The organism is Caulobacter sp. FG7 (assembly GCF_057808875.1).
Map to the genome: position 1 here is coordinate 110859 of NZ_JBMDIW010000007.1, position 22268 is coordinate 133126.

Below are 22268 nucleotides of genomic sequence, written 5' to 3' on the forward strand. Positions count from 1 at the left end.
CCGCGACCAGCCGAAAGGCCAGTCGCGGCGTTTTGCGTCTTTCGACCCCTCATCCGTCGCCTGGCGGCGACACCTTCTCCCGCAAGGGGGGAAGGCCTTTTCGTCTTAGAACGCGCCGGCCGGGGTCGGGGCGTACTGGCCGCCCTTGCGGTAGCGGTAGAGGTAGGACGGCACGACGGCCTCGACGGCGGTCGGGACGATCCCGAGGTCGGCCAGGCCCTTGGCGCCCGGCGCGACGACGTTGTCGCCGGCCTTCAGCAGGGCGACCTGGTCGGTGGTCAGCGGCGGGGCCAGCGGCAGGATCGAGGCCTGGATGTCGCCCAGCTTGCCCACCAGGCCGGCGATCGGCCAGGGCAGGGGCGCCAGGACGCGGGCGCGGCCGGTCTCGGTCAGGACGAGCTCGAGCAGTTCCTTGAAGCTGTAGACGGTCGGGCCGCCCAGCTCGAAGGTCTGGCCCTGCGCGGCCGGCGTGGCCAGGATCTTGGCGATGGCCGCGGCGACGTCGCCGACGAACACCGGCTGGAACTTGGTGGCGCCGCCGCCGACCAGCGGCAGGGCCGGGGCGCTGGCGGCCAGTTGGCCGAACTTGTTGAAGAACTTGTCGTCCTGGCCGAACACCACCGACGGGCGCACGATGGTGGCGGTCGGGAAGGCGGCGCGGACGGCGGCTTCGCCCTCGGCCTTGGTGCGGGCGTACTTGGCGGCCGACTCGGCGTTCGCGCCGATGGCCGAGACCTGCACCAGGCGCTTGACGCCGGCGGCGGCGGCCTGTTCGGCCACGGTCTTGGCGCCCATGGCGTGCAGGCTCTGGAACTGCTGGCGGCCGCTTTCCCACAGCACGCCCACCAGGTTGACGGCGGCTTCCGCGCCTTCGAGCGCGCGGGCCACCGACGGCGCGTTGCGGACATTGGCCTGGATCACCTCGATCTGGCCGACATCGCCCAGCATGCGCATGCGATAGGCCAGATTTGGCTGACGCACGGCCACGCGTACGCGATAGCCCGACTTGGCGAGGGCGCGCACCACCTGGCTTCCAACGAAGCCGGAGCCGCCAAACACCGTGACCAGACCCTGCATCTTCCATTCCTCAGTCGCTGCGATGATGGGGGGATTAGACGAGCCTGGGGATGTTCGCAAGAAAAGTGAGAAATGCGATTGACGCCGCCAGAACCTTTGCATAAACGTCCCGGCCTCGCAGCGGCCCAACGGGTTGCGCCGCGGGCCCAGGTGGCGGAATTGGTAGACGCGCTGGCTTCAGGTGCCAGTGACCGAAAGGTCGTGGAGGTTCGAGTCCTCTCCTGGGCACCACCCCTCTCGCAAGCATGCGATGAGGCGGTGGCGCCAAGCTTTCCTTACAATAGATACTCCGTTCATCTGGCGTGCATCGCCGACGCTCCACTATAAGACGTCGGAGCGGCGCCGGTCGCGACGACGCCGACGCGTGGAGACGAAAGACACTTGGCCAGCTTTGTTCATGAAGGCGACCTGCCCGACGGCGTGTTCGCCGGGGCGACCGCGATCGCCATCGATTCGGAAACCATGGGCCTGCGCCTCGGACGCGATCCGCTGTGCGTCGTGCAACTGTCGTCAGGCGACGGCGACGCACACGTGGTGCGTCTTGACCGCTCGACCTATCACGCGCCGAACCTGAAGAAGCTGCTGGCCGATCCGGCCGTGCTGAAGCTTTTCCACTTCGGCCGCTTCGACATCGCCATGTTCCTGCTGCATCTGGGCGTCATGACGGCCCCTGTGTATTGCACGAAGATCGCTTCCAAGCTCGCCCGCACCTATACCGACCGCCACGGCCTCAAGGACGTGACGCGCGAGCTGATGAGCGTGGAGCTGTCCAAGGCCCAGCAGAGCTCCGACTGGGGCGCTGATTCGCTGAGCCCCGAGCAGGTGGCCTACGCCGCCTCGGACGTGCTGCATCTGCATGGCCTGCGCGAGCGTTTGAACACCATGCTGGTGCGCGAGGGCCGCATGGCCCTGGCCCAGGCCGCCTTCGACTATCTGCCCCACCGCGCCGCGCTCGACCTGGCCGGCTGGGAAGACGTCGACATCTTCGCGCACGCTTAAGGGAGACGAGCCGTGGCGGACGTGGCGATGAGGGGGGGCTTCAAGCGCGATCTGCGGCGCTGGCGCCGTCGTTCGCGCCTGGTGCGCGGCGCGCGCCTGCTGCTGCCGGTGGCCATCCTCGGCCTGATCGGCGCGTCCGCGGGCCAGGTGATCTGGCGCACGGTGACGGCCGCCGAGCGCGCGCCGGAACGGCCGCAGGCCCAGATCCGCATGCTCAACCCGCGCTTCTACGGGCAGTCCAGCGAAGGCCGGGCCTTCCTGATCACCGCACGCTCGGCGATCCGCGACGACGCCGACCTCAAGCGCGTGCTGCTGGACGACCCGACGCTGACGCTGGGCACCGACGAGCCCAAGCCGACGCGGGTCACCTCCAAGAACGGCGTCTATCGCGAGGACACCCTCAAACTGGTGCTGCGTGGCGACGTGCGCATGGACGACGGGGGCGGCTATCGCTTCGCGTCGGACGAGGCTTTCGTCGACACCAAGACCGGCGTGATCACCGGCGAAACCCTGCTGCAGGGCGAAGGCCCCACAGGACAGGTGAAATCCAACGCTTATTCCGTATATGACAAGGGCGACCGCATCGTTTTCCGGGGCGGCGTGAAAACGCGCCTGGACCGCGTCGACGGCGACGGGAACTAGAGGACGATGCGACAGATGAGGGCGAGGTCGATGAAACGAGCAATGGCGGCCGCTATCGCCGCGAGCCTGCTTGGCGGGCTTTCGGCCGCTCCGGCCCTGGCGCAGAACAGCTCCAGCGCGCCGGTCGACATCTCGGCCGACGAGCAGGAGACCATCTCCAGCCAGTGCAAGACGATCTTCCGCGGCGCCGTCGAGGTGCTGCAGGAGACCTCGCGCCTGCGGGCCGCCAAGATGACCCTCTACAATCAGAAGAAGCCCAAGAGCGGCGACGGCAGCGGCTGCGGCAACGTCGACCGGGTCGAGGCCGAGGGCGAGGTGTTCTACGTCACGCCCAAGCAGACCGTGCGCGGCGACCGGGCGACCTACGACTACGCCTCCAACACCATCGTGGTGACCGGCAACGTCATCGCCATCCAGGGCCAGGACGTGGCCCGCGGCGATCGCATGGTGGTCAACACCAAGACCAACGACGTGCGGATGGAATCGACCACCAAGGGCGCGGGCAAGAAGAACCGCGTGCGCGCCGTGGTCTATCCCAGCACCGCGGACGACGCCAACAAGCCCGCCGCCGGCAAGCCCTGAGACCCCAGATGCAGTTCACCACCCTGGGCGGCGGCTCGACCGAGGACGGTCTCTATGTCGACGGCGTCGGCAAGACCTTCGGCGACCGGCCCGTCGTCAAGAACGTCTCGCTGCGCCTCAAGCGCGGCGAGGTGGTCGGCCTGCTGGGCCCCAACGGCGCCGGCAAGACCACCACCTTCTACATGGTCACGGGCCTGATCGCAGCCGACTACGGCTCGATCTATCTCGACGGCGAGGACATCACGGCCCAGCCGATGTTCCAGCGCGCCCGCCTGGGCGTCGGCTACCTGCCGCAGGAAGCCTCGATCTTCCGCGGCATGACGGTCGAGCAGAACGTCATGGCCGTGGTCGAGATGCGCCAGAAGAACCAGCGCGTGGCGCGCGAGACGGTGACCAGCATCCTCGAGGAACTGCGGATCACCCACATCCGCAAGTCGCCGGCCGTGGCCCTGTCGGGCGGCGAGCGTCGCCGCGTGGAAATCGCCCGCGCCCTGGCCAGCGAGCCGTCCTTCATGCTGCTCGACGAGCCGTTCGCCGGCATCGACCCGCTGGCCATCTCCGACATCCGCGAGGTCGTGAACTACCTGAAGAACCGCGGCATCGGCATCCTGATCACCGACCACAACGTCCGCGAGACGCTGGACATGGTCGATCGGGCCTCGATCATCGCCGCCGGCGAGGTGCTGTTCGAGGGCTCTCCGAAGGAGATCGTCGACAACCCCGAAGTGCGCCGGGTTTACCTGGGCGACAGCTTCGCCGACCGCGCTTAAACGGTTCGGACCAGATTGCGGCGCGGCGAGTGGCCGCGTCGACCCTGAGAAAGGCCTTGCCCAGCAAGGCCTTTTTCTTTTTTCGCGGACGGATGGTCGCACCGGCCCGATATTTGCAGGCGTTCGCGCCCCGTTAACCAGACCGGCCTTTCAATGGCGATCGTAACTTCCGTTCGATTTGCCAGGAGGGCGCGTTGGCGCTCAGCCCCAGACTCGATATCCGGCAGGGCCAGGGCCTTGTCATCACTCCGCAACTGCAGCAGGCGATCAAGCTTCTGCAGCTGTCGAACATCGAGCTGGAAGCCTTCGTCGAGGCCGAGCTCGAACGTAATCCACTGCTTCAGCGCGACGACAGCGACCGCGAGGTCGAACGCGAGGGCGAGCCCGAGCGCGCCGTCGAGAACCTGGGCATGGAAAGCATTTCCGACGCCTCGGCCAACCGCGAGATGGACACGCCCGGCGACGACGTCAGCCCCGGCGAGCGCGCCACCGGCGACGGCGAGGGTTTCGGCGCCGAGCACGCCGGCGGCCAGATCGACTGGTCGCGGGCCGGCGGCGGCGGCAGCTTCGAGGGCGACGACAATTTCGAAGGCGCCCTGAACCGTCCCGAGACGCTCTCCGAACATCTGAACGCCCAGCTGCTGCTGGCCGGCCTGTCGCCGTCCGACGAGGCCATCGCCGCCATCCTGATCGACGCGGTCGACGCCGCCGGCTACCTGCGCGCCGATCTCTGGGAGATCGCCGAGCGGCTCGGCTGCGGGTTCGACCGCGTCGAGCGCGTGCTGAAGGTCGTCCAGGGCTTCGAGCCCTGCGGCGTGGCCGCCCGCGACGTGCGCGAGTGCCTCGAACTGCAGCTGCGCGACGTCAACCGCTACGACCCGGCCATCGCCGCCCTGCTCGACAATCTCGATCTCCTGGCGCGCCGCGACCTGGCCGCCCTGCGCAAGATCTGCGGCGTCGACGACGAGGACCTGCGCGAGATGATCGCCGAGGTCCGCGGCCTCACCCCGCGCCCGGGCGCGGCCTTCCACAGCGATCCGCCCCAGACCCTGGTGCCCGACGTCCACGTGCGCGAGGGCCTGGGCGGCATGTGGCACGTCGAGCTGAACACCGACACCCTGCCGCGCGTGCTGGTCGACCAGCGCTATCACGCCCGCGTCTCCAAGGGGGCGCGCAGCGACCAGGAAAAGACCTTCGTCTCCGACAGCTTCGCCACCGCCAACTGGCTGGTCAAAAGCCTCGACCAGCGGGCCAAGACCATCCTCAAGGTGGCCAGCGAGATCGTGCGCCAGCAGGATGGCTTCCTGGCCTACGGCGTCGAGCACCTGCGGCCGCTGAACCTGAAGACCGTCGCCGACGCCATCGGCATGCACGAGAGCACGGTCAGCCGGGTCACTTCCAACAAGTACGTGGCCACCCCGCGCGGGGTGTTCGAGCTGAAGTTCTTCTTCACCTCGGCCATCCAGTCGTCGGAAGGCGGCGAAGCCCACTCGGCCGCCAGCGTCCGCCACAAGATCAAGGGCCTGGTCGACGCCGAGAAGGCCGAAAGCGACGTCCACTCCGACGACCGCATCGTCGAGATCCTGAAAGCGGCCGGCGTCGACATCGCCCGCCGCACGGTGGCCAAGTACCGCGAGGCCATGCGCATTCCCTCGTCGGTTGAGCGTCGCCGCCTGATCAAGGAAAGCGTGTAGCTGCTCCGGCGCTTTGCCGAATAGCGACGTTTTCGCGCAAGCGATTTGTGCGCGTCCTGCGTTATACCTGCCTTGCGAAACAGGGCCGGGAATGAGCGACGAGAAGCTGTCAGACGTGATCGAGGGGTTCGGCGAGGACCCGCGGCCGGTGCTGACCGTCGCCCAGATGCTCGAAGCCTTCGACAGCCGCGCCTTCGGGGCCACGCTGCTGGTGTTCGGCCTGCTCAACTGCCTGCCGCTGCCGCCGGGTTCCTCGACCCTGCTGTCGCTGCCGATTCTGCTGCTGGCGCCGCAGATCGCCTGGGGCGCCAACGCGCCATGGCTGCCGCGCGGCGTGCTGGAAAAACCCCTTAAGCGCGACGACCTAAGGGGCCTTTTCCGGCGCATCACGCCGGTTCTGCGCCGCCTTGAGGTGGTGACGCGGCCAAGGCTCGGCTTCATGTTCGCGGCCGGCGGAGAGCGGTTCATCGGGGTGATCTGCACGCTGCTGGCCCTGGTGCTGGTGCTGCCGATTCCCCTGGGAAACCTTGCTCCTGGGGCGACCGTGGCCGTCCTGGCCCTGGCGCTGTTGCAGCGCGACGGCCTGCTGGCCCTGCTAGGCTACCTGATGGCGACCGCCAGCGCCGCCCTGCTGTTCCTCAGCGCTGGTGTCGTGACCGCCGCCGTCAAGAGGCTGATCGGGGTCTTTTCGGGACTCTTCTGAGGCCGTTTTCCTCCCGCTTGACACCGCCCCCGGACCGGCGCGTTGATAGGGCATGCAAGTCCAAATATCCGGCAAGCATGTCGACGTTGGTGAGGCTCTGCGAGCGCGAGTCGCCGACGAAATCGCCCTGAGCATCGGCAAGTATTTCGACCGAGGCGGTGACGCCGACGTCGTGATCAGCAAGGAGGGCTACGCCTTCCGTGTCGATTGTTCGGTAAAGCTGGCTTCGGGCCAGCAGCTCATGAGCCACGGCTCTGGCGGCGACGCCCACATGGCGTTCGACCAGGCCCTGGCCAAGATCGAGACGCGCATAAGGCGCTACAAGCGCCGTCTCAAGAGCCACACCGAGGCGGCCACCGCCAAGCAGGCCGAGAACGCGGCCTTCTACGTGCTGCGGGCTCCCGAGGACGAGCACGAGGACGAAGACTGGTCGATCGAGGAGGACCACCCCGCCGGCGCCCCGTCGGCCATGGTGATCGCCGAGACCCAGGCCTCGCTGAAGACGATGACCGTTTCCATGGCTGTCATGGAACTGGACTTGACCGAGTCCCAGGCAATCGTGTTTAGGAACGCCGCCCACGGCGGATTGTCGGTGGTCTACCGCCGGCCGGACGGAAATATCGGCTGGATCGACCCCGAGCGCACCAAGCCGCTGAACGGAAACGGCTCGACCTTGAGCTAGCTGGAGCCTAAGCGGTCCCGGCGCGTTTCGGGACCGCGGCGGCCGAGCTTTCGGCGGCCGGTATAGAGCGAGCTAGTTGAAGTCCATGACTATCGGCGATCTTCTGGACCACGGGGCGGTGACCCTGCGCGTCAGCGCCAAGGACAAGCGCCAGGTTCTCGGCGTCATCGCCGACTTTGCCGGCCGCGTGCTCGGCATCGATTCCGACATCGCCCTCGACGGGCTGATCGAGCGCGAGGCGGCCGGTTCGACGGGCGTCGGCCAGGGCGTCGCCCTGCCGCACGCCCGCGTGCCGGGCCTGGACCGCGTGCGGGCCGTGTTCGTGCGCCTGGAAACCCCCGTCGCCTTCGACGCGCTGGACGACAAGCCGGTCGACCTGTTCCTGGCCCTGTTCGCCCCGCCCGAGGCCAACACCCAGCACCTGCGGGCCCTCGCCCGCGTCTCGCGCATGCTGCGCCAGCCCGAACTGCGCGAACAGCTGCGCCAGGCCCGCTCGGCCGACGCCGTGCACGTGCTGCTGGCCCGCGAGACCGCGACCCCGACGGCGGCCTGAAGCCCTACAGCACCTCGATCTTGTAGCTGCAGCCCGCCAGGGTCTTGCCTGGGTGCGTGGTCACGGTCGAGACGTTCAGCGTGATCCGCGTTTGGGTGGTCAGGCCGTCGGCGGTCTCGGTCTTCTCGGCGATCACCCGCTCGCCCATGAACTTGGCCGGCACGTCGATCGTCGGTTCGATCTTCAGCTGCTGGGCCAGCGGATGCGGATCGGCTTCGTCCAGCACCGCCATGGGCCCCGAACTGTTGAAGGCGATCAGGCTGGTCGTCCGTCCGAACACCTCGATCGGCCTGGCCAGGCGATACTGCTTGAGCATGAAGTTGGGCGACTTCACCTCGGTCAGGCCGAAGTGCTTGCGCGCATCGGCGCCTTCCGTTCCTGCCAGCCAGAAGGCCACGGTGTTGTAGGCCGGCACGTCATAGGTCTCGCAGGCGATCAGCCTGGCCAGATCCACGGTCCTGGGGTCGATCTCGTCGTCCTGAGCGAGGGCGGGGACGGCGCAGGCGAGGGCGGCAAGCACGCTGGCGGCCAGCATCTTGATCATGGGTACGCTCCTGACCGATGGGGTAAGCGCCGCCTCAGCGCGCGAAGATGCTCCGGGTCAGGCACGAGAAGACCAGCCGCCCGGCTTCATCGAGCAGGTCCTGCTGGGCGATGACGATGCCCTTGCCCTCGCCGACAGGGTCCTTGCCCATCACCGTCATGCGGCCGCGTAGCAGTTCGCCGGCCGGCGGGTTGCGCAGCCAGCGCAGGGCGTCGACGCCAACGCGCTTGGTCTGGGGCCAGTCGGCGCTGGCCTCGCTGTCGAGGCGGGTCCAGATCGCGAAGACCATGGCGTCGGGGGCGCCCAGCGACGGGTCCCAGCCGGGCTGGAAGGCGGCGATGAAGACGTCCAGCGCCTTCTCGTCCACCACCGTCGCGCCCAGGCTCACCACCTGGCCGATCTGGATGTCGTCGAACGAAGCCGGCACGCGTGTTCTCCTGTCGAAGCGCCCGTCGAAGCGGACCAGCGACCTGACCACGGCGCCTTGAAGGTTGTCGAGAGCGCGCGCACGGGCCATGTGTCATCGCGAAGTTTCTTTGCAAGGTCGCCGATGCTGTTGCGCAGGTTGTTCGCCGCCGTCCTGGCCCCGCTGGCCCTTCTCGCCGCTGCGCTCCCCGCGAGCGCCGAGGTGGTCAAGACCGGCCACATCGAGGTCGAGCTGGTCTCCCAGGAGGCCGCCGCCGTGCCCGGCTCGACGGTGTTCGTGGCCCTGCGCCAGAAGATCCAGCCCCACTGGCACACCTACTGGCGCAATCCCGGCGACGCCGGCGACGCCACCAAGATCGTCTGGACCCTGCCCGCGGGCTGGACCGCCGGCGACATCGTCTGGCCGACGCCGGAACGTGTGCGCGTGGGCCCGCTGCAGGACTACGCCTACAGCGGCGAGGTGCTGTTGCCCGTGCCGATCACCGTGCCGGCCTCGGCCAAGCCGGGCCAGACCGTGACCCTGAAGGCGGCCGCCGCCTTCCTGGTCTGCGAAGAGATCTGCGTGCCCGAGGACGCGGTGGTGACCCTGTCGCTGCCCGTCGTCGCGGGCCCCGCCAAGCCCGATCCCAAGTGGGGCGAGACGGTCGGGAAGGTGCTGGCCGCCGCTCCCAAGCCCGCCGGCCTGAAGGCCACGTGGAAGAAGGACGGCGAGACCCTGAAGCTGTCGGTGACCGGCGCGGCCCTGAAGGGCGCCGACTTCGCCGACGCCTATTTCTTCCCCTATTCGGGCAAGGCCATCGACCACGCCGCGCCCCAGGCGATCGAGCGCGGACCCGAGGGCCTGACCCTGTCGCTGACCGCCGGCTTCGACTTCGGGCCGGAAGCGACGGAAGCGCCGACCGAACTGTCGGGCGTGCTGGCCCTGAAGGGCGGCTCCTACGAGATCACCGCCACGCCCGGCGAGACGCCCGCAGGCTCTGTAGGGCTAGGCTCGCTTCCTGCGGCCGGCGCCGGTTCGACCGGCGGCTCGCAAGCGGCCGGCGGCGGCGCGGCTGACGCCTTGGGTGTCGGCGGCCTGCCTGTGGCCCTGCTGTTCGCCTTTCTCGGCGGCCTGATCCTCAACCTGATGCCGTGCGTCTTCCCGGTGCTGTCGATGAAGGCGGCCAGCCTCGCCGCCCATGCCCACGATGCCGGCAAGACCCGTGCCCAGGGCCTGGCGTTCCTGGTCGGCGTCGTGGCCACCTTCCTGGCGCTCGCCGGCCTGCTGATCGCCGTCCGCGCCGGCGGCGAGGCGGTGGGCTGGGGCTTCCAGCTGCAATCGCCGGCGGTGGTCGCCGTGCTGTCGCTGCTGATGCTGCTGGTCGCCCTGAACCTGTCGGGCGTGTTCGAGGTCGGCGCCGCCGTCCAGGGCGCGGCGGGCGGCGTCTCGGCCGGTTCTGGCCTGGCCGGCGCCTTCCTGACCGGGGCCCTGGCGGTGATCGTCGCGGCCCCCTGCACCGCGCCGTTCATGGCGGGGGCCCTTGGTTTCGCCCTGACCCAGCCGCCGGCCTTCGCCCTGCTGGTGTTCCTGGCCCTGGCGCTCGGCTTCGCCGCGCCGTTCGTGATCCTGGCCTTCGCGCCGGGCCTGCTGAAGAAACTGCCCAGGCCCGGCGCCTGGATGGACGTGCTCAAGCACGCCCTGGCCTTTCCGATGTACGGCGCGGCCGCGTGGCTGGTCTGGGTGTTCAGCCAGCAGGCCGGCGGCGTCGCCCTGGCCCTGCTGCTGGCCGCCGCCGTCCTGGTGGCCTTTGCCGCCTGGGCCTACGGCCTGGGCGAGACCCGCCGGTTCGCCGGCAAGACCCCGCTGGTCGCCTTCGGCTTCGCCCTCGTCGGCCTGGCCGGCGGCGCCGCGCTGACGGTCGGCGCCCTGAAGGCCCCGGTTCCCGCCGCTGGTCCGCAGACCGCGCAGGCCGCCGGCCCGGGCCTCGCCGCCGAACCCTGGAGCCCCGAGCGCGTCGCCGCCCTTCAGGCCGAGGGCAAGGTGGTGATGGTCGACTTCACCGCCGACTGGTGCGTGACCTGCAAGGTCAACGAGAAGACGGCCCTGGCCGGCCCGCGCCTGGCCGACGCCTTCAAGGCCCAGAACGCCGTCCTCCTGAAGGCCGACTGGACCAAGCGCGACGCGACGATCGCCGCGGCGCTGGCCGAGCATGGCCGCGCCGGCGTGCCGCTCTATCTCGTCTATCCCAAGGGCGCCGGCGCGCCGGTCATCCTGCCCCAGCTGCTGACCGAAGGCCTGGTGATCGAGGCGGTGGAAAAGGCGGCGAAGGGGTAAGATCCCTCTCTCTAAGAGAGAGGCGCTCTCACTTCTGCTTCCTGCCGCCCCAGGGCAGGCGTTCCTTGACCCCGTCCATCGGCGTGCGGGTGGTGGTCACCGGCGGCGGGGCGACGACGACGGGCTTGGGCAGGGGATAGGCGCGCCAGCCGGTCTGGATCAGGGCCTCGAAGCCTTGGCAGCGGGGCATGACCCGCACCGCGCCGGTCCTCGGCTTGGCGAAGGGCGGCGGCTGGGCGACGCTCTGGCGCCGCGGATCGATGAACCGCCAGTCGCCCGGCAGGCCATAGCCCTTCTCGCCGCCGGTCTTCACGGCCTGATAGGCGATGTTGGCCTGGAACGGCTTGACCCCGTACTTCAGCATGGCGCGCAGGAAGATGGCGTCGGCCTCGGCCCGCTTGTCCTTTTCGCCGATGGCGTACAGCCAGTCGTGGACGATGGCGGCGCGGGCCGTCGGGCCCTGCGGGTCGACGAAGCCCTGGCCGTACCAGGGTACGCTGGCGAAGTCGGTGACGTACCAGCGCGGCACGACGATCACCTTGCCGGTCTCGACGTCGCAGTAGGGGAATTCCGCCTCCAGGGTGAAGAGCTTGCGGCCCTCCTTGGACTGGTTGAACAGCATCACCGGCTGCGGCGTCAGCGAGCTGGGCGGGGTGGGGGCCACCACCGGCACGAAGACGGTCGTCTCCTTGGTCGTCGTGCACGCGGCCAGGATCGCGCCCAGGGCGAGGGCGGCGGCGAGCGAAAGCTTGGAGCGAAGCGTCATGATCGTGCGGGGCGGGAGGAAAACGGCGAAGCGATGCCGTCTTCTGGCGGCCGAAATGCGGCGGATCAAGCCTCGCGGTGAAGCTTTGCCGTTCACGACAAAGGATTGCGCGGCCGCTGCGCTGTTCCACCGCAGGGCGATCCGTGAGAATGTCTCGCAAAGCCGGCTTTCGCCCTTCGGAGGTTCCCCATGATCACCCGTCGCCTGATCGTCGCCAGCGCCCCGCTGGTCGTGCTCGCGCCCAGCCTGGCGCTCGCCGCGCCCGCGCCGGCCTTCACCGCCAAGGACATCGACGGCAAGACCCGCTCGCTGGCCGAGTTCAAGGGCAAGACCGTCGTGCTCGAATGGGTCAACGAAGGCTGCCCCTATGTGAAGAAGCACTATTCGGGCAACATGCAGGGCCTGCAGCAGGCCGCCACCGCCGACGGCGTGGTGTGGCTCAGCGTCGTCTCCTCGGCCCCCGGCAAGCAGGGCTATTTCGCCGACGGCGCCCAGGCCAGGACCTGGATGAGCGCCAAGGGCGCCAAGCCGACCACCCTGCTGCTCGACCCCGAGGGCGTGGTGGCCACCGCCTACAAGGCCAAGACCACCCCGCACATGTACGTCATCGATCCGGCCGGCCAGCTGGTCTACCAGGGCGCCATCGACGACAAGCCGTCCAACAAGGTCGAGGACATCGCCACGGCCAAGAACTACGTCGCCGCTGCGCTTTCCGATCTCAAGGCCGGCCGCAAGGTGGCGACGCCGGCCAGCCAGCCGTATGGCTGCGCGGTGAAATACAAGGACGCTTGATCTTCACTCCGTAAAATCCCCGCGAAAGCGGGGACCCAGGTGTTTTATCGTCGAGCGCCGCCGGTTTCAGAAAAAGCCCGGGCCCCCGCTTTCGCGGGGGTTTTACGGAGTTATGGACCACGTTGTTTGTGGGCCGCCCCTACGCCGCCGGCTGTGGCGGGGCGGTAATGACCTCGACGTTGTCGTTCAGCAGATAGACCATGTCGCGCAGGGCCTGGTCCTGGGTCTTGACGGTCTTGGCGTCGGCCATGGCCGTCAGCTTTTCCGGCAGGTCCGCAGCTATGCCGCGCAGGATGCATTTGAGGTCGTCGACCGCGCCGCGCTCCTTCAGGGTGACGTGGCCCTTCATGTCCAGCGCCGACAGGGCCTCGATCTCGGCCTTGAAGGCGGCAAAGCCCGGCAGGGCGACGGCCGGGGCGGCGGGATCCTTGGGCAGGGCCTCGCGATAGCCTTCGACGCGGGTCTTCAGGGCGGCGGCGCGCTTGACGATGTCGGCGAACAGCGGCTCGCCGGCCACCGAGGGAGGGGCCTGGCCGGGCTGCACGACGGCGGGCTGGTTCACCGGCGCCGCCGAACCGGTCGAAGCCAGCCACAGCATGGCGGAAAAAGCGATCGCGTCGCAGGACATCGGCTACTCCGGTCGAAAAACGTCATTGGTCTTCATGACGCCGAGACGGACCTTTGGTAAGCCCGGGCCCGTAAACGCCGTTTTACCACAAGCGTGGCAGCCGAAAGTGGACGCCGGTTTCGGCGGCCGCCACGCGCCCAACAAGACATGGAGACGACCTTGTCCGATCTCGACGCCGCCTGGATCCGCCTGGAAACCGCCGCCAAGGCCGCCGGGGAGAAGCGCATCGTCGAGTTCTTCGACACCGAGCCCCAGCGTCTCGAAACCCTGACCCTCGACGTCGCCGGCCTGCACCTGGACCTCTCCAAGCAGGCCTGGGACGAGGCCGGCCTGGAAGCCGCGCTCGATCTGGCCCACGCCGCCGGCGTCGAGGCCGCCCGCGCCCGCATGCTGGGTGGCGAGGCGATCAATTCGTCGGAAGGCCGGGCCGTGCTGCACGTGGCCCTGCGCGCCAAAGGCAACGCCGACATCAAGGCGCAAGGCGTTCCGGTGATGGCCGACGTCGAAGCCGTCCGCAGCCGGATGAAGGCCTTCGCCGAGGCCGTCCGGTCGGGCGCGATCAAGGGGGCCACGGGCAAGCCGTTCAAGGCGATCCTGCACATCGGCATCGGCGGCAGCGACCTTGGGCCCCGCCTGCTGTGGGATGCGCTGCGTCCGGCTAAGCCGGAGATCGACCTGCGTTTCGTGGCCAATGTGGACGGCGCCGAGTTCCTGCTGACCACGGCCGATCTGGACCCGGAAGAAACCCTGGTCGTGGTGGTCTCCAAGACCTTCACCACCCAGGAGACCATGTCCAACGCCGCCGCCGCCCGCGCCTGGCTGGTCGCGGCCGTGGGCGAGCAGGGCGCCAACGCCCACCTGGCCGCCGTCTCGACCGCGCTGGACAAGACCTCGGCCTTCGGGGTCGCCGACGAGCGGGTGTTCGGCTTCTGGGACTGGGTCGGCGGCCGCTATTCGCTGTGGTCGGCCGTCAGCCTCTCGGTGGCCGTCGCCGCCGGTTGGGACGTTTTCCAGGGCTTCCTGGACGGCGCGGCCGAGATGGACGCCCACTTCGCCACCGCGCCGCTGGAAAAGAACGCTCCGGTGCTGGTCGCCCTGGCCCAGATCTTCAACCGCAATGGTCTGGACCGCCGGGCCCGCTCGGTCGTTCCGTATTCGCACCGTCTGCGCCGCCTGGCTTCGTTCCTCCAGCAGCTGGAGATGGAGAGCAACGGCAAGTCGGTCGGTCCGGATGGCAAGCCCGCCCAGCGCGGAACCGCCACGGTGGTGTTCGGCGACGAGGGCACCAACGTCCAGCACGCCTACTTCCAGTGCATGCACCAGGGGACCGACATCACCCCGATGGAGCTGATCGGCCTTTCCAAGTCCGATGAAGGTCCGGCCGGCATGCACGAGAAGCTGCTGTCGAACCTGCTGGCCCAGGCCGAGGCCTTCATGGTCGGCCGCACGACGGAAGACGTGGTCGCCGAGCTGCAGGCCAAGGGCGTCTCGGAAGCCGAGATCGCCACGCTCGCCCCGCAGCGCACCTTCGCCGGCAACCGTCCGTCGACCCTCGTCCTGCTCGATCGCCTGACGCCGCAGACCTTCGGCGCCCTGATCGCCCTCTATGAGCACAAGACCTTCGTCGAGGGCGTGATCTGGGGGATCAACAGCTTCGACCAGTGGGGCGTGGAACTGGGCAAGGTGATGGCGGGCCGCATCCTGCCGGAACTGGAAGCCGGCGCGACGGGCAGCCATGATCCGTCGACGACCGCGCTGATCGGGCGGCTGAAGAAGTAGCCGCCTGCGGCGGCCCCCTCAGTCGCTCTGCGACAGCTCCCCCAGAGGGGGAGCATTTGGGCGCCTTAGATCCTCCCCCTCTGGGGGAGGTGGCCCGGAGGGCCGGAGGGGGTCGCGCAAGCGACCTAGAACGTCTTCCTCACCCGCAGGCTGACGAAGGTCCGCGGATCGATGTCGCGGACTTCCTGGTAGCGCACCGGCCGGGTGACGCGGTCGGCATAGACCGTGCGGGTGACGACGAAGTCGTCCCAGACGTTCAGCTGGACGCGGATGGCCAGGGTGTTGGTCGGCTTATACTCGGCGAAGGCCTCGTAGTAGGCCGCGCCGCGCCACTTGTTGGTCTGGTCGGGGTCGTAGGTGCCCTGGCCCAGCAGCGGCAGCCAGTTGATCCCCCATTGCACCTGGCCGCGCATCAGGTCCTGCGAGAAGCCGATGTTGGCCTGGGTCGGGCGCACCTGCGAGATCGGCCGGTCCTTGTGATCGGTCGGATCGGTGACGTGGGTCTCGTTCCAGTCGTTCTTGAAGGTGAAGCGGCCGCCCTTCACGCCCAGCTTGTCGGTGGGCACGACGATGTTCAGCGACAGCTTGTCGAGCGTGCCGTCGCCGATGTTGCCGGTCGCCGACAGGCCGCCGGGCAGGGGCAGGCGGTCGATGACGCCGATGATCTCGTCGTGGCGCCAGCCGATCGACACCACGCCCTCGCCCCAGAACCGCCGCTCGTAGGTCAGTTCGCTGATCCAGCGTTGCTCGGGCTCCAGGTCGACATTGCCGCCATAGACCGTGCCGTCGCCGAATTCGGCCGAGGCTGCGAAGTCGCCGAAGTCCAGCTGACCCAGCTCTCGCTCGAAGCGGAAGCGCAGCTGGTGGTCGGCCTTGGGCGTCCAGGTCGCCTGGAAGCGGGGCTTGGCGTAGAAGAAGCTCTTCTCCTGGTCGGCGTCGCCCGACTGGCTGATCGTCGAGGTCTCCAGGCGCACGCCGCCCTCGAGGGTCAGCTTGGGGTTCACCCGCCAGGTCGTCTTCAGGAAGGCCTCGCCGCGCGTCTCCTCGACCTTGACCGAGGCCGAGGGCAGGGGAACGGCCGTCCCGCCCACCGAATAGGCCTGCTTCACGTCGAGCATGTTGTAGGCGACCTCGCCGCCGAACTCGAAGGTCAGGCCGGGCTTACGCTCGTGGCGGATGGTGGCGCGCAGGATGGATTCCGAAGAGTCGCCCTCAGCTCCGAACAGCTCCTGCGGGCTGACCACGCCGCTGAGCGTGGCGTCGCTGGTGGCTTCGCTGTCGAATTTCTCGAACTCGTGCATCACCCGAGTCTCGAGGTTCCAGCGCGGGGCCAGGGGACGGGTGTAGGTCAGGCCGAGCTCGCCGGAGCGGCTGTCCTCCTCATAGGCGGTGCGGCGCTTGGTGGTCGCCGAGGTCAGTTCCTGCCAGTCCTGCCAGTCGTTGACGCCGTAGCGGGCGGTGGCGTCGATCTTGCCGCCCGCGAAGGGGCCGGCGTAGTTGCCGCGGATCGAGCGACCGCCGCCGTAGCCGTCGTTCAGGAAGGCCTCGTCGCGCAGGATGTTGCCCGCGCCGTCACGACGCACCGAGCGGCCTGCGCCGTTGGAGTCGCTGCTGCTGGTGCCGTCTGACAGGGTGACGCCCCAGCTCTTGTCGCCGTCGCGGGCGGTGAATTGGTAGGAGCCGCCCCAGACGTCGTGGCCGCCGTCGAAGATCTGGCTGTTCACGGTGAGGATCGACTGGCGGACCGCGCCCTTCTTCAGGATCACGTTGGCGACCACGCCATAGCCCTGCATGTCGATGCCCGGCGCGCCGCCGCGGATCAGCTCGATGCGCTCGACCTGGGCGGCGGGGGTGCGCGAGAGCACGTTAGAGCCGGTCTCGGCCTTGGAGGCGGGGCGGTTGTTGTTGATCAGCACATTGCCGACCGCGCCCTCGAAGCCGCGGGTGCCGGCGCCGTCGTTGAGCACGAAGCCGGGCAGGCGGCCCACCATGTCCAGAGCCGTGTTCGGACGCAGGCTGGTGAAGAAGTCCGGCACGAAGATCAGCACGCCCTTCTGGGTCGCGTCGTCCAGCGGCGCTTCGCTGACCGGGCCGGTCGGAACCGGCGCCTGGGCGGCCTGGGCGCTGTCTGCGGCATGCGCCGCGCCGGCGGCGAGCAGGGCCGCGGCCGCGGTGGCGAACAAGACGGTCTTCGACATCAACTTTCCCCTCAATCCCGGGGAAGGTCTTGCCGCGCGCGACCGGCGTTCTCAAATTAAACGCAGGAAATGTGGATTAAATATCCGAAATCATTACGGGAAATTCAGGTTGAGACTTCTTCGTCCGCGCCAATAAATCCTCCCCCTCTGGCGGAGGTGGCCCAGAGGGCCGGAGGGGGTGGCGCGGCGTCGGCGGATCTACCCCCTCAGTCGCTTCGCGACAGCTCCCCCAGAGGGGGAGCATCTTAGTTGGAACGCCGCTTGTAGAACTCCGCCTCGACGATGCTCAGCGCGCCGCCGGTCTTGACCTTCTCGGCGCCGGTGTCGAAGCCGCCCTTGGCGCCGGTGACCTCGACGATCTTGCCGAAGGCGTCGCGGTCGGCCGTGGCGCCGGTCAGGGCGATGCGCAGGCGCGAGCCCTTGGCGGCCTTCAGCGGCAGGGTGACATAGCCCAGGCTCTTGGGGGCCTCGCCCTCCCAGACCACCTTGCCGTCCATGGTGATCCGCAGCGGATAGGAGCGGATGCGCCAGCCGATCAGCTTCAGCGAAATTTCGTCGACCGTTTGGGCCTTGGCCAGGCGGTACTCGATCCAGGCGTTCTCCAGCTGGCCGTCGCTGGCCCAGTGGCTGGCTTCGTCGTCGTCGACGCTGGCGGAAACCTTGTCGGCGTTCGAGCCGGCGGTGATCTCCACGGCCTTGATGGTGTCGCGCCGGATCTTGAAGGCCGGGGTCGAGGGCGTGGGGCCACGCGCCAGACTGACGGGAAGCAGCGGCGCGTCGGCGGGAGCGGCTACGGCGTCGAGGGTCAAGGTGGCGGGTTTCAGGCCCTCGGCCTTGGCGGTGATGCTGACCTTGCCGGCCGCCAGGGTCGAGCGCAGGGCCACGCGGTTGATCCCGCCTTCCACCGGCAGGGCCTTGGCCAGGATGTAGTTGTCGTCCTTGCGGTTGGAGCCCGCGTACTGGGTCACGGCGTCGACGCCGGCCGGGCCCTTGGTCACCGGCTCGCCCGAGGCCGAGACCGGGGTGTCGGTCGGCTTGGCCCCGCTCCTGGAGTCGCCCTGGGCGATGCCGCCGCGCCATTCGGCCGGGCCGGCCACGTCGAAGCTGACCAGGTCCAGCGCGGTCGGCACGCGCCGGCCCTCCGCATCCACCGCCTCGACGTCTACCAGGGCGATATCGGCCGCGTCGGCCTTCCAGCCGCCGGGACCGGTGCGCGGAGTGAGCTTCAGGGCGACGGCCGGACCCGTCGTGACCCGTTCGTCGCGCGAAACCTCCTTGCCCTTGGCGTCGCGGGCGACCGCCGTCAGGGTTCCGGGTGCATAGGCCACGCCCTTGAAGGTGAAGAGGAAGCCGTCCGACTTTTCACCCTTGCCCAGCGACTTGCCGTTCAGGACCAGCTCGACGCTGTCGGCGCTGGAGACGACCAGCACGTCCTTCACCGTGCCGGCGGCGTAGTTCCAGTGGCCGACGATGTGCGAGCGGGGCTTTTCCACGTCGACCCAGCCGTCCCACATCACCTGGTGGGCGAAGAAGCCCTCCTTCTTGATCCGCATGGCGTCCACCTCGCCGCTGCGGCGGTAGTTGTTGTCGCCGCGGAAGTGGGTGTTGCTGTCGGAGAAGATGATGTTGACGCCGCCGGCGCTAACCCGCTCGCCGCCGCCCGGGCGCTCGACCCAGTAGTCGTTCCAGCGCTGCACGGTCTCGACGACCATGCTGTCCTGGTTGCGGTTGTAGCTGGGGCTGTCGGCGTGGAACGGGGCGGTGAAGGCGTCCTGGAACTTCCGCGCGGACTCGTCGCGGGAATATTCCATCGCCCACATCGGCTTGCCGGCGCTCTTGTTGATGTAGAGCATCTCGCCGCCGTACTCGGCGACCTTGCTGTCGAGCATCTCGCGCGAGCCGATGGCGCGGCCGCCGTGCGGATCCAGCCGATCGCGAACGGCCTTCAGCTGCGCCATGTGCGCTTCGCTGATGTTCTCGTTGCCGCCCTCGTAGAAGATGATCGACGGGTTGTTGCGGAAGACGACGATGGCGTCGGCCATGGCCTCGACCCGCTGGTCCCAGCGGCGGCCGGAGACGTCGCTCTCGGCGTCGCCGGCCGGCATGGCCTGCATCAGGCCGACACGGTCTGAGCTTTCCACGTCCTGGCGGGCCGGGGCGATGTGCATCCAGCGCACCAGGTTGCCGCCGCTCTCCACCATCAGGCCGTTGGAGAAGTCGCTGATCCACGGCGGGATGTTGGTGCCCAGGGCCGGCCATTCGTTGCTGGTCCGCTGGGCGTAGCCGTGCACCTGGATGGCGCGGTCGTTGAGGAAGACGGTCCCGTTCCTGAACTCGGTCTTGCGGAAGCCGGTGCGGGTCAGGGCGCCGTCGACGACCTTGCCGTCCTCCACCAGCTCGGTGGTCACCGCATAGAGATAGCCGTAGCCCCAGCTCCAGAAGTGCAGGTCCGATAGCCGCTGGCTGGCCGACACCGTCTTGGTCTCGCCCGGCGCGATGGTGACGGCGGGGGCGGTGAACTGGCCGGCCGGCTTGCCGTCGACGTCCTTCAGCGTGACCCGATAGGCGAAGGTGCGGGGCCTCGCGCCGTCGTTCCTCACCTGGCTCTCGGCGTGGATCGTGGCCTTGCGGCCCTTGATGTCGAACTGGTCGGCCCAGACATAGACGCCGGTGGTGCCCAGGCTGGTGTAGAGCGGCAGGGTCTGGTGCAGGTCGCCGGTCAGGTGCAGCCGCACCGCCCGGTGGATGCCGCCGTAGTTCACATTGAAGTTGTTGTTGTTCCACTGGAAGCCGCTGCCGGTGGCGCGTTCCTTGTATTTCCAATCGTTGTCGACCCGCACGGCGATGACGTTGACGAACGGGGCGGGCTTCAGAAGCTTGGTCGCATCCACCCCGAACGCCGTGGCGCCGTTCTCGTGGCCGCCGGCCCGCACGCCGTTGACATAGACGTCGCCGGCCTGGCGCACGCCCTCGAAGTCGAGGATGGCGCGGCCGCCCATGGCCGGACCCGCATCGGCCGGCAGCACGAAGCGCTTGCGGTACCAGGTGATGCCGGTCGAGTGCTCGTGGATGTCGCGCGAGAAGGCCTCGTCCTCGTTGAAGGCGCGGGGCAGGGTGACCGGCTTCCAGGCGGCGTCGTCGAAGGCGGCGGCTTCAGCGCCTGCAAGGTCGCCCGTGGCCATGCGCCAGTCGTCGTTGAACGGGATCTCGCCGGCCAGGGCCGGCGCGGCGGCCAGGGCCAGCAGGCTGGCGGCGCCCAGAAGCGTCAACGAACGTCGCATGGACCTCTCCCTCATATTGGTCAGGCCAATTTTTTGTTGAGCGGAGATGTGGCTTGACCGCTGCGCGCTGTCAAGTCGATGCGGGCGGGGAGGCGACGGCAAGATCACGACACCGTGCGGAGGTCGGGCTTGATAAAATCCTAGGTTGAGTATCTTGTGTCGCTGTCGGGGCCGGGAAGGCTTCGAAGGGCGCGCCGCAGTTCCGGCAACAACCCGCTTTCGTCATCGGAAAACCAGCTTCAACAAAGGGAGGACGCCATGCGCGTGATCACTCGGCGTGAGCAATCCAAGAAGGCCGGCGAGGGCTATGGAGCCGCGGCCCTGGCCGCCACCGAGGGCCTGTCGGACGTCATTTTCGACGGCCGTCCGACGCCGCGGGAAATTCTCGCCCGCAACTGGCTGCCGGAAGGCGCGGTGCACCAGCAGCGCACCCTTTCCACCCAGGTCGACAGCGACCGCTATCTTCTCGGGCCACAGGTGGTCATCACGCGCGACGACATGCGGCGGGTCACCTGGGCGGCGGGGGTGGAGGCCGGCGCTCTGGTCCTCAGCCAGTACGCGGGCCCGAACGTCGAGCGTAACACCGGCCAGCGCATCGAGCGCCGCGTGCTGACACGCGCCCCGGTCTGGCGCTACGCCCTGGCGCTCGACAAGTTCAGCGGCCAGCCCGGCGTGGCCTGGATCGCCGGCGCGCCCGGCCGCCGCACCCTGTGGCTCGACGGCGAGGCCGTGAAGACCAAGGCCGCCGATGTCGACTTCCCGTTCCTGGCCTTCAGCCAGGTGCCGGTCGGCCGCGTTCAGACCAAGGCCCCGCCGTTCGGCGTGCTGGGCTACAAGGATCGCACGAGCGGCAAGCTGTACCTGCGCCGGATCGAGGGCGGCAAGCTGGGCGAGGAGCAGGTCGTCGGCGAAGGGACCCTGGGCGGGGTGTCGTTCGCCATCCACGGCGACGAGGTGCTGGCCCGCGTCGACCTTCTGAAGAACGGCCAGCCCGTGCCGGCGCTGATCCGTTCCAGCGACGGCGGCCGCCGCTATTCCAAGCCCGAGCCGATCGACCTGTCGGGCCTGAAGGGCTTCACGCCGGCGCCCGGCTACGCCAAGCCGATCGTCGACAAGGGCGGCAGCTTCCACGTGCCCCTGGCCCTCAACGATCGCGACGAAGCCCTGGCGGTGAACTACGTGGTCGCGGAAAAGGCCCTGGTCGAGGCGATCCGGGTCAAGGGCCTGACCCGCAAGGTCGCGGTCGAGGTGTTCCCCAGCACGGTCGGCGGCCGCAACAGCTTTGGCAACGGCGTCAGCGACGGCCACGGCCTGATCATGGTGCTGAGCACCGAGGAGGGGCAGCTGTTCTCCAGCAACTCGTCGGCCGGCGGCATCTACTTCCCGCCGTCGGCCCTGCTGAACTACGAGATGCCGCTGGTCGCGGGCTTCTCGGCCTCGGAGTGCTACAGCGCCGGCCAGAAGGCCAACATGGTGAGCATGGACTACCTGTTCGTGGAGTCCAACGACCTGGGCGAGCCGATCTCCTCGCGGCTGCATTTCGAAACCTGGGACATGCCTCTGCCGCTGCCCCAGGCGACGGCCACCGCTCGCGGCTCGACGGTGGAGCTGAAGATCCAGGCCGATTGCGATCTCGAGCCGGGCAAGGTGCGGATCGCCTTCGACGACCCGGCCGTCACCGTCACCGACGTGACGATCAAGGATCTGAGATCGGCGGTGATCGAGACCGACACCCGCGACGTCAAGGGCAAGGTCCTGACCTTCGACGTCCTGACCCTGTTCCATCGACACCATGGCGAGGTCGTGATCCACTAAGGCCGGCCGGGGGCGGCGGACGC

Annotated in this window: 19 protein-coding genes and 1 tRNA gene; 13 read left to right on the top strand and 7 right to left on the bottom strand. The window is 68.7% G+C overall.

What is annotated here, in order from left to right; genetic code table 11:
* Positions 1-105: 105 nt before the first annotated feature.
* A complete protein-coding gene (locus tag ACODR1_RS07785; RefSeq protein ID WP_488879944.1) occupies positions 106-1077 on the bottom strand; it encodes a complex I NDUFA9 subunit family protein in 972 nt (323 codons plus the stop codon).
* A gap of 144 nt (positions 1078-1221) precedes the next feature.
* On the opposite strand from ACODR1_RS07785, the gene ACODR1_RS07790 reads away from it, so the two are divergent.
* From ACODR1_RS07790 to ptsN, 9 genes are all read left to right on the top strand, one after another.
* Positions 1222-1308: transfer RNA gene (locus tag ACODR1_RS07790), tRNA-Leu, on the top strand.
* A 150-nt stretch (positions 1309-1458) separates the two neighbouring features.
* Positions 1459-2076: a ribonuclease D gene (locus tag ACODR1_RS07795; RefSeq protein ID WP_488879945.1), complete on the top strand. Its 618-nt coding sequence runs from the start codon at positions 1459-1461 to the stop codon at positions 2074-2076.
* Between the two features lie 12 nt (positions 2077-2088).
* On the top strand, positions 2089-2718 hold the full coding sequence (gene lptC / locus ACODR1_RS07800; RefSeq protein WP_488879946.1) for an LPS export ABC transporter periplasmic protein LptC: 630 nt from the start codon (positions 2089-2091) through the stop codon (positions 2716-2718).
* Between the two features lie 42 nt (positions 2719-2760).
* Positions 2761-3300, top strand: a complete 540-nt coding sequence (locus ACODR1_RS07805; RefSeq protein ID WP_488879947.1) for an LptA/OstA family protein — start codon at positions 2761-2763, stop codon at positions 3298-3300.
* A gap of 8 nt (positions 3301-3308) precedes the next feature.
* On the top strand, positions 3309-4070 hold the full coding sequence (gene lptB / locus ACODR1_RS07810) for an LPS export ABC transporter ATP-binding protein (protein ID WP_488879948.1): 762 nt from the start codon (positions 3309-3311) through the stop codon (positions 4068-4070).
* 194 nt (positions 4071-4264) lie between these two features.
* Positions 4265-5764 carry an RNA polymerase factor sigma-54 gene (gene rpoN / locus ACODR1_RS07815; protein ID WP_488879949.1) on the top strand — a complete coding sequence of 500 codons (1500 nt, stop codon included), beginning with the start codon at positions 4265-4267 and terminating at the stop codon, positions 5762-5764.
* Between the two features lie 91 nt (positions 5765-5855).
* Entirely contained in the window at positions 5856-6467 is a 612-nt protein-coding gene (locus tag ACODR1_RS07820) for an exopolysaccharide biosynthesis protein (protein ID WP_101720592.1), read from the top strand.
* Between the two features lie 52 nt (positions 6468-6519).
* Positions 6520-7149 (top strand): ribosome hibernation-promoting factor, HPF/YfiA family, encoded by a 630-nt coding sequence (gene hpf, locus ACODR1_RS07825; protein WP_101720593.1) that lies wholly within the window; start codon positions 6520-6522, stop codon positions 7147-7149.
* Positions 7150-7234: 85 nt separating this feature from the next.
* Positions 7235-7702, top strand: a complete 468-nt coding sequence (gene ptsN / locus ACODR1_RS07830; RefSeq protein WP_165258971.1) for a PTS IIA-like nitrogen regulatory protein PtsN — start codon at positions 7235-7237, stop codon at positions 7700-7702.
* 4 nt (positions 7703-7706) lie between these two features.
* Here ptsN and ACODR1_RS07835 read toward each other — a convergent pair whose 3' ends face one another.
* On the bottom strand, positions 7707-8246 hold the full coding sequence (locus ACODR1_RS07835; RefSeq protein WP_488879950.1) for a hypothetical protein: 540 nt from the start codon (positions 8244-8246) through the stop codon (positions 7707-7709).
* 34 nt (positions 8247-8280) lie between these two features.
* A complete protein-coding gene (locus ACODR1_RS07840; RefSeq protein ID WP_488879951.1) occupies positions 8281-8673 on the bottom strand; it encodes an acyl dehydratase in 393 nt (130 codons plus the stop codon).
* Positions 8674-8796: 123 nt separating this feature from the next.
* On the opposite strand from ACODR1_RS07840, the gene ACODR1_RS07845 reads away from it, so the two are divergent.
* Positions 8797-10986, top strand: coding sequence for a protein-disulfide reductase DsbD family protein (locus ACODR1_RS07845; protein ID WP_488879952.1), 2190 nt, complete (start codon positions 8797-8799; stop codon positions 10984-10986).
* Between the two features lie 28 nt (positions 10987-11014).
* On the opposite strand, the gene ACODR1_RS07850 is transcribed toward ACODR1_RS07845, so the two are convergent.
* Positions 11015-11752 (bottom strand): DUF1353 domain-containing protein, encoded by a 738-nt coding sequence (locus tag ACODR1_RS07850; protein WP_488879953.1) that lies wholly within the window; start codon positions 11750-11752, stop codon positions 11015-11017.
* A 189-nt stretch (positions 11753-11941) separates the two neighbouring features.
* On the opposite strand from ACODR1_RS07850, the gene ACODR1_RS07855 reads away from it, so the two are divergent.
* Entirely contained in the window at positions 11942-12544 is a 603-nt protein-coding gene (locus ACODR1_RS07855; RefSeq protein ID WP_488879954.1) for a redoxin domain-containing protein, read from the top strand.
* A gap of 139 nt (positions 12545-12683) precedes the next feature.
* On the opposite strand, the gene ACODR1_RS07860 is transcribed toward ACODR1_RS07855, so the two are convergent.
* Entirely contained in the window at positions 12684-13172 is a 489-nt protein-coding gene (locus tag ACODR1_RS07860; protein ID WP_488879955.1) for a hypothetical protein, read from the bottom strand.
* A 159-nt stretch (positions 13173-13331) separates the two neighbouring features.
* Between ACODR1_RS07860 and pgi the strand changes: the two genes are divergently transcribed.
* Positions 13332-14951: a glucose-6-phosphate isomerase gene (gene pgi, locus ACODR1_RS07865; protein ID WP_488879956.1), complete on the top strand. Its 1620-nt coding sequence runs from the start codon at positions 13332-13334 to the stop codon at positions 14949-14951.
* Positions 14952-15076: 125 nt separating this feature from the next.
* Here the strand turns inward: pgi and ACODR1_RS07870 are convergent, their stop codons facing one another.
* Both ACODR1_RS07870 and ACODR1_RS07875 read right to left on the bottom strand, forming a co-directional pair.
* The gene (locus ACODR1_RS07870; RefSeq protein ID WP_488879957.1) at positions 15077-17149 is read right to left on the bottom strand and encodes a TonB-dependent receptor plug domain-containing protein; all 2073 of its coding nucleotides are present in this window, start codon (positions 17147-17149) and stop codon (positions 15077-15079) included.
* 245 nt (positions 17150-17394) lie between these two features.
* Positions 17395-20430 (bottom strand): DUF4982 domain-containing protein, encoded by a 3036-nt coding sequence (locus ACODR1_RS07875; protein ID WP_488879958.1) that lies wholly within the window; start codon positions 20428-20430, stop codon positions 17395-17397.
* 258 nt (positions 20431-20688) lie between these two features.
* Here ACODR1_RS07875 and ACODR1_RS07880 point away from each other — a divergent pair, with 258 nt between their 5' ends.
* Positions 20689-22245, top strand: a complete 1557-nt coding sequence (locus tag ACODR1_RS07880; RefSeq protein WP_488879959.1) for a hypothetical protein — start codon at positions 20689-20691, stop codon at positions 22243-22245.
* The last annotated feature ends 23 nt before the right edge of the window (positions 22246-22268 follow it).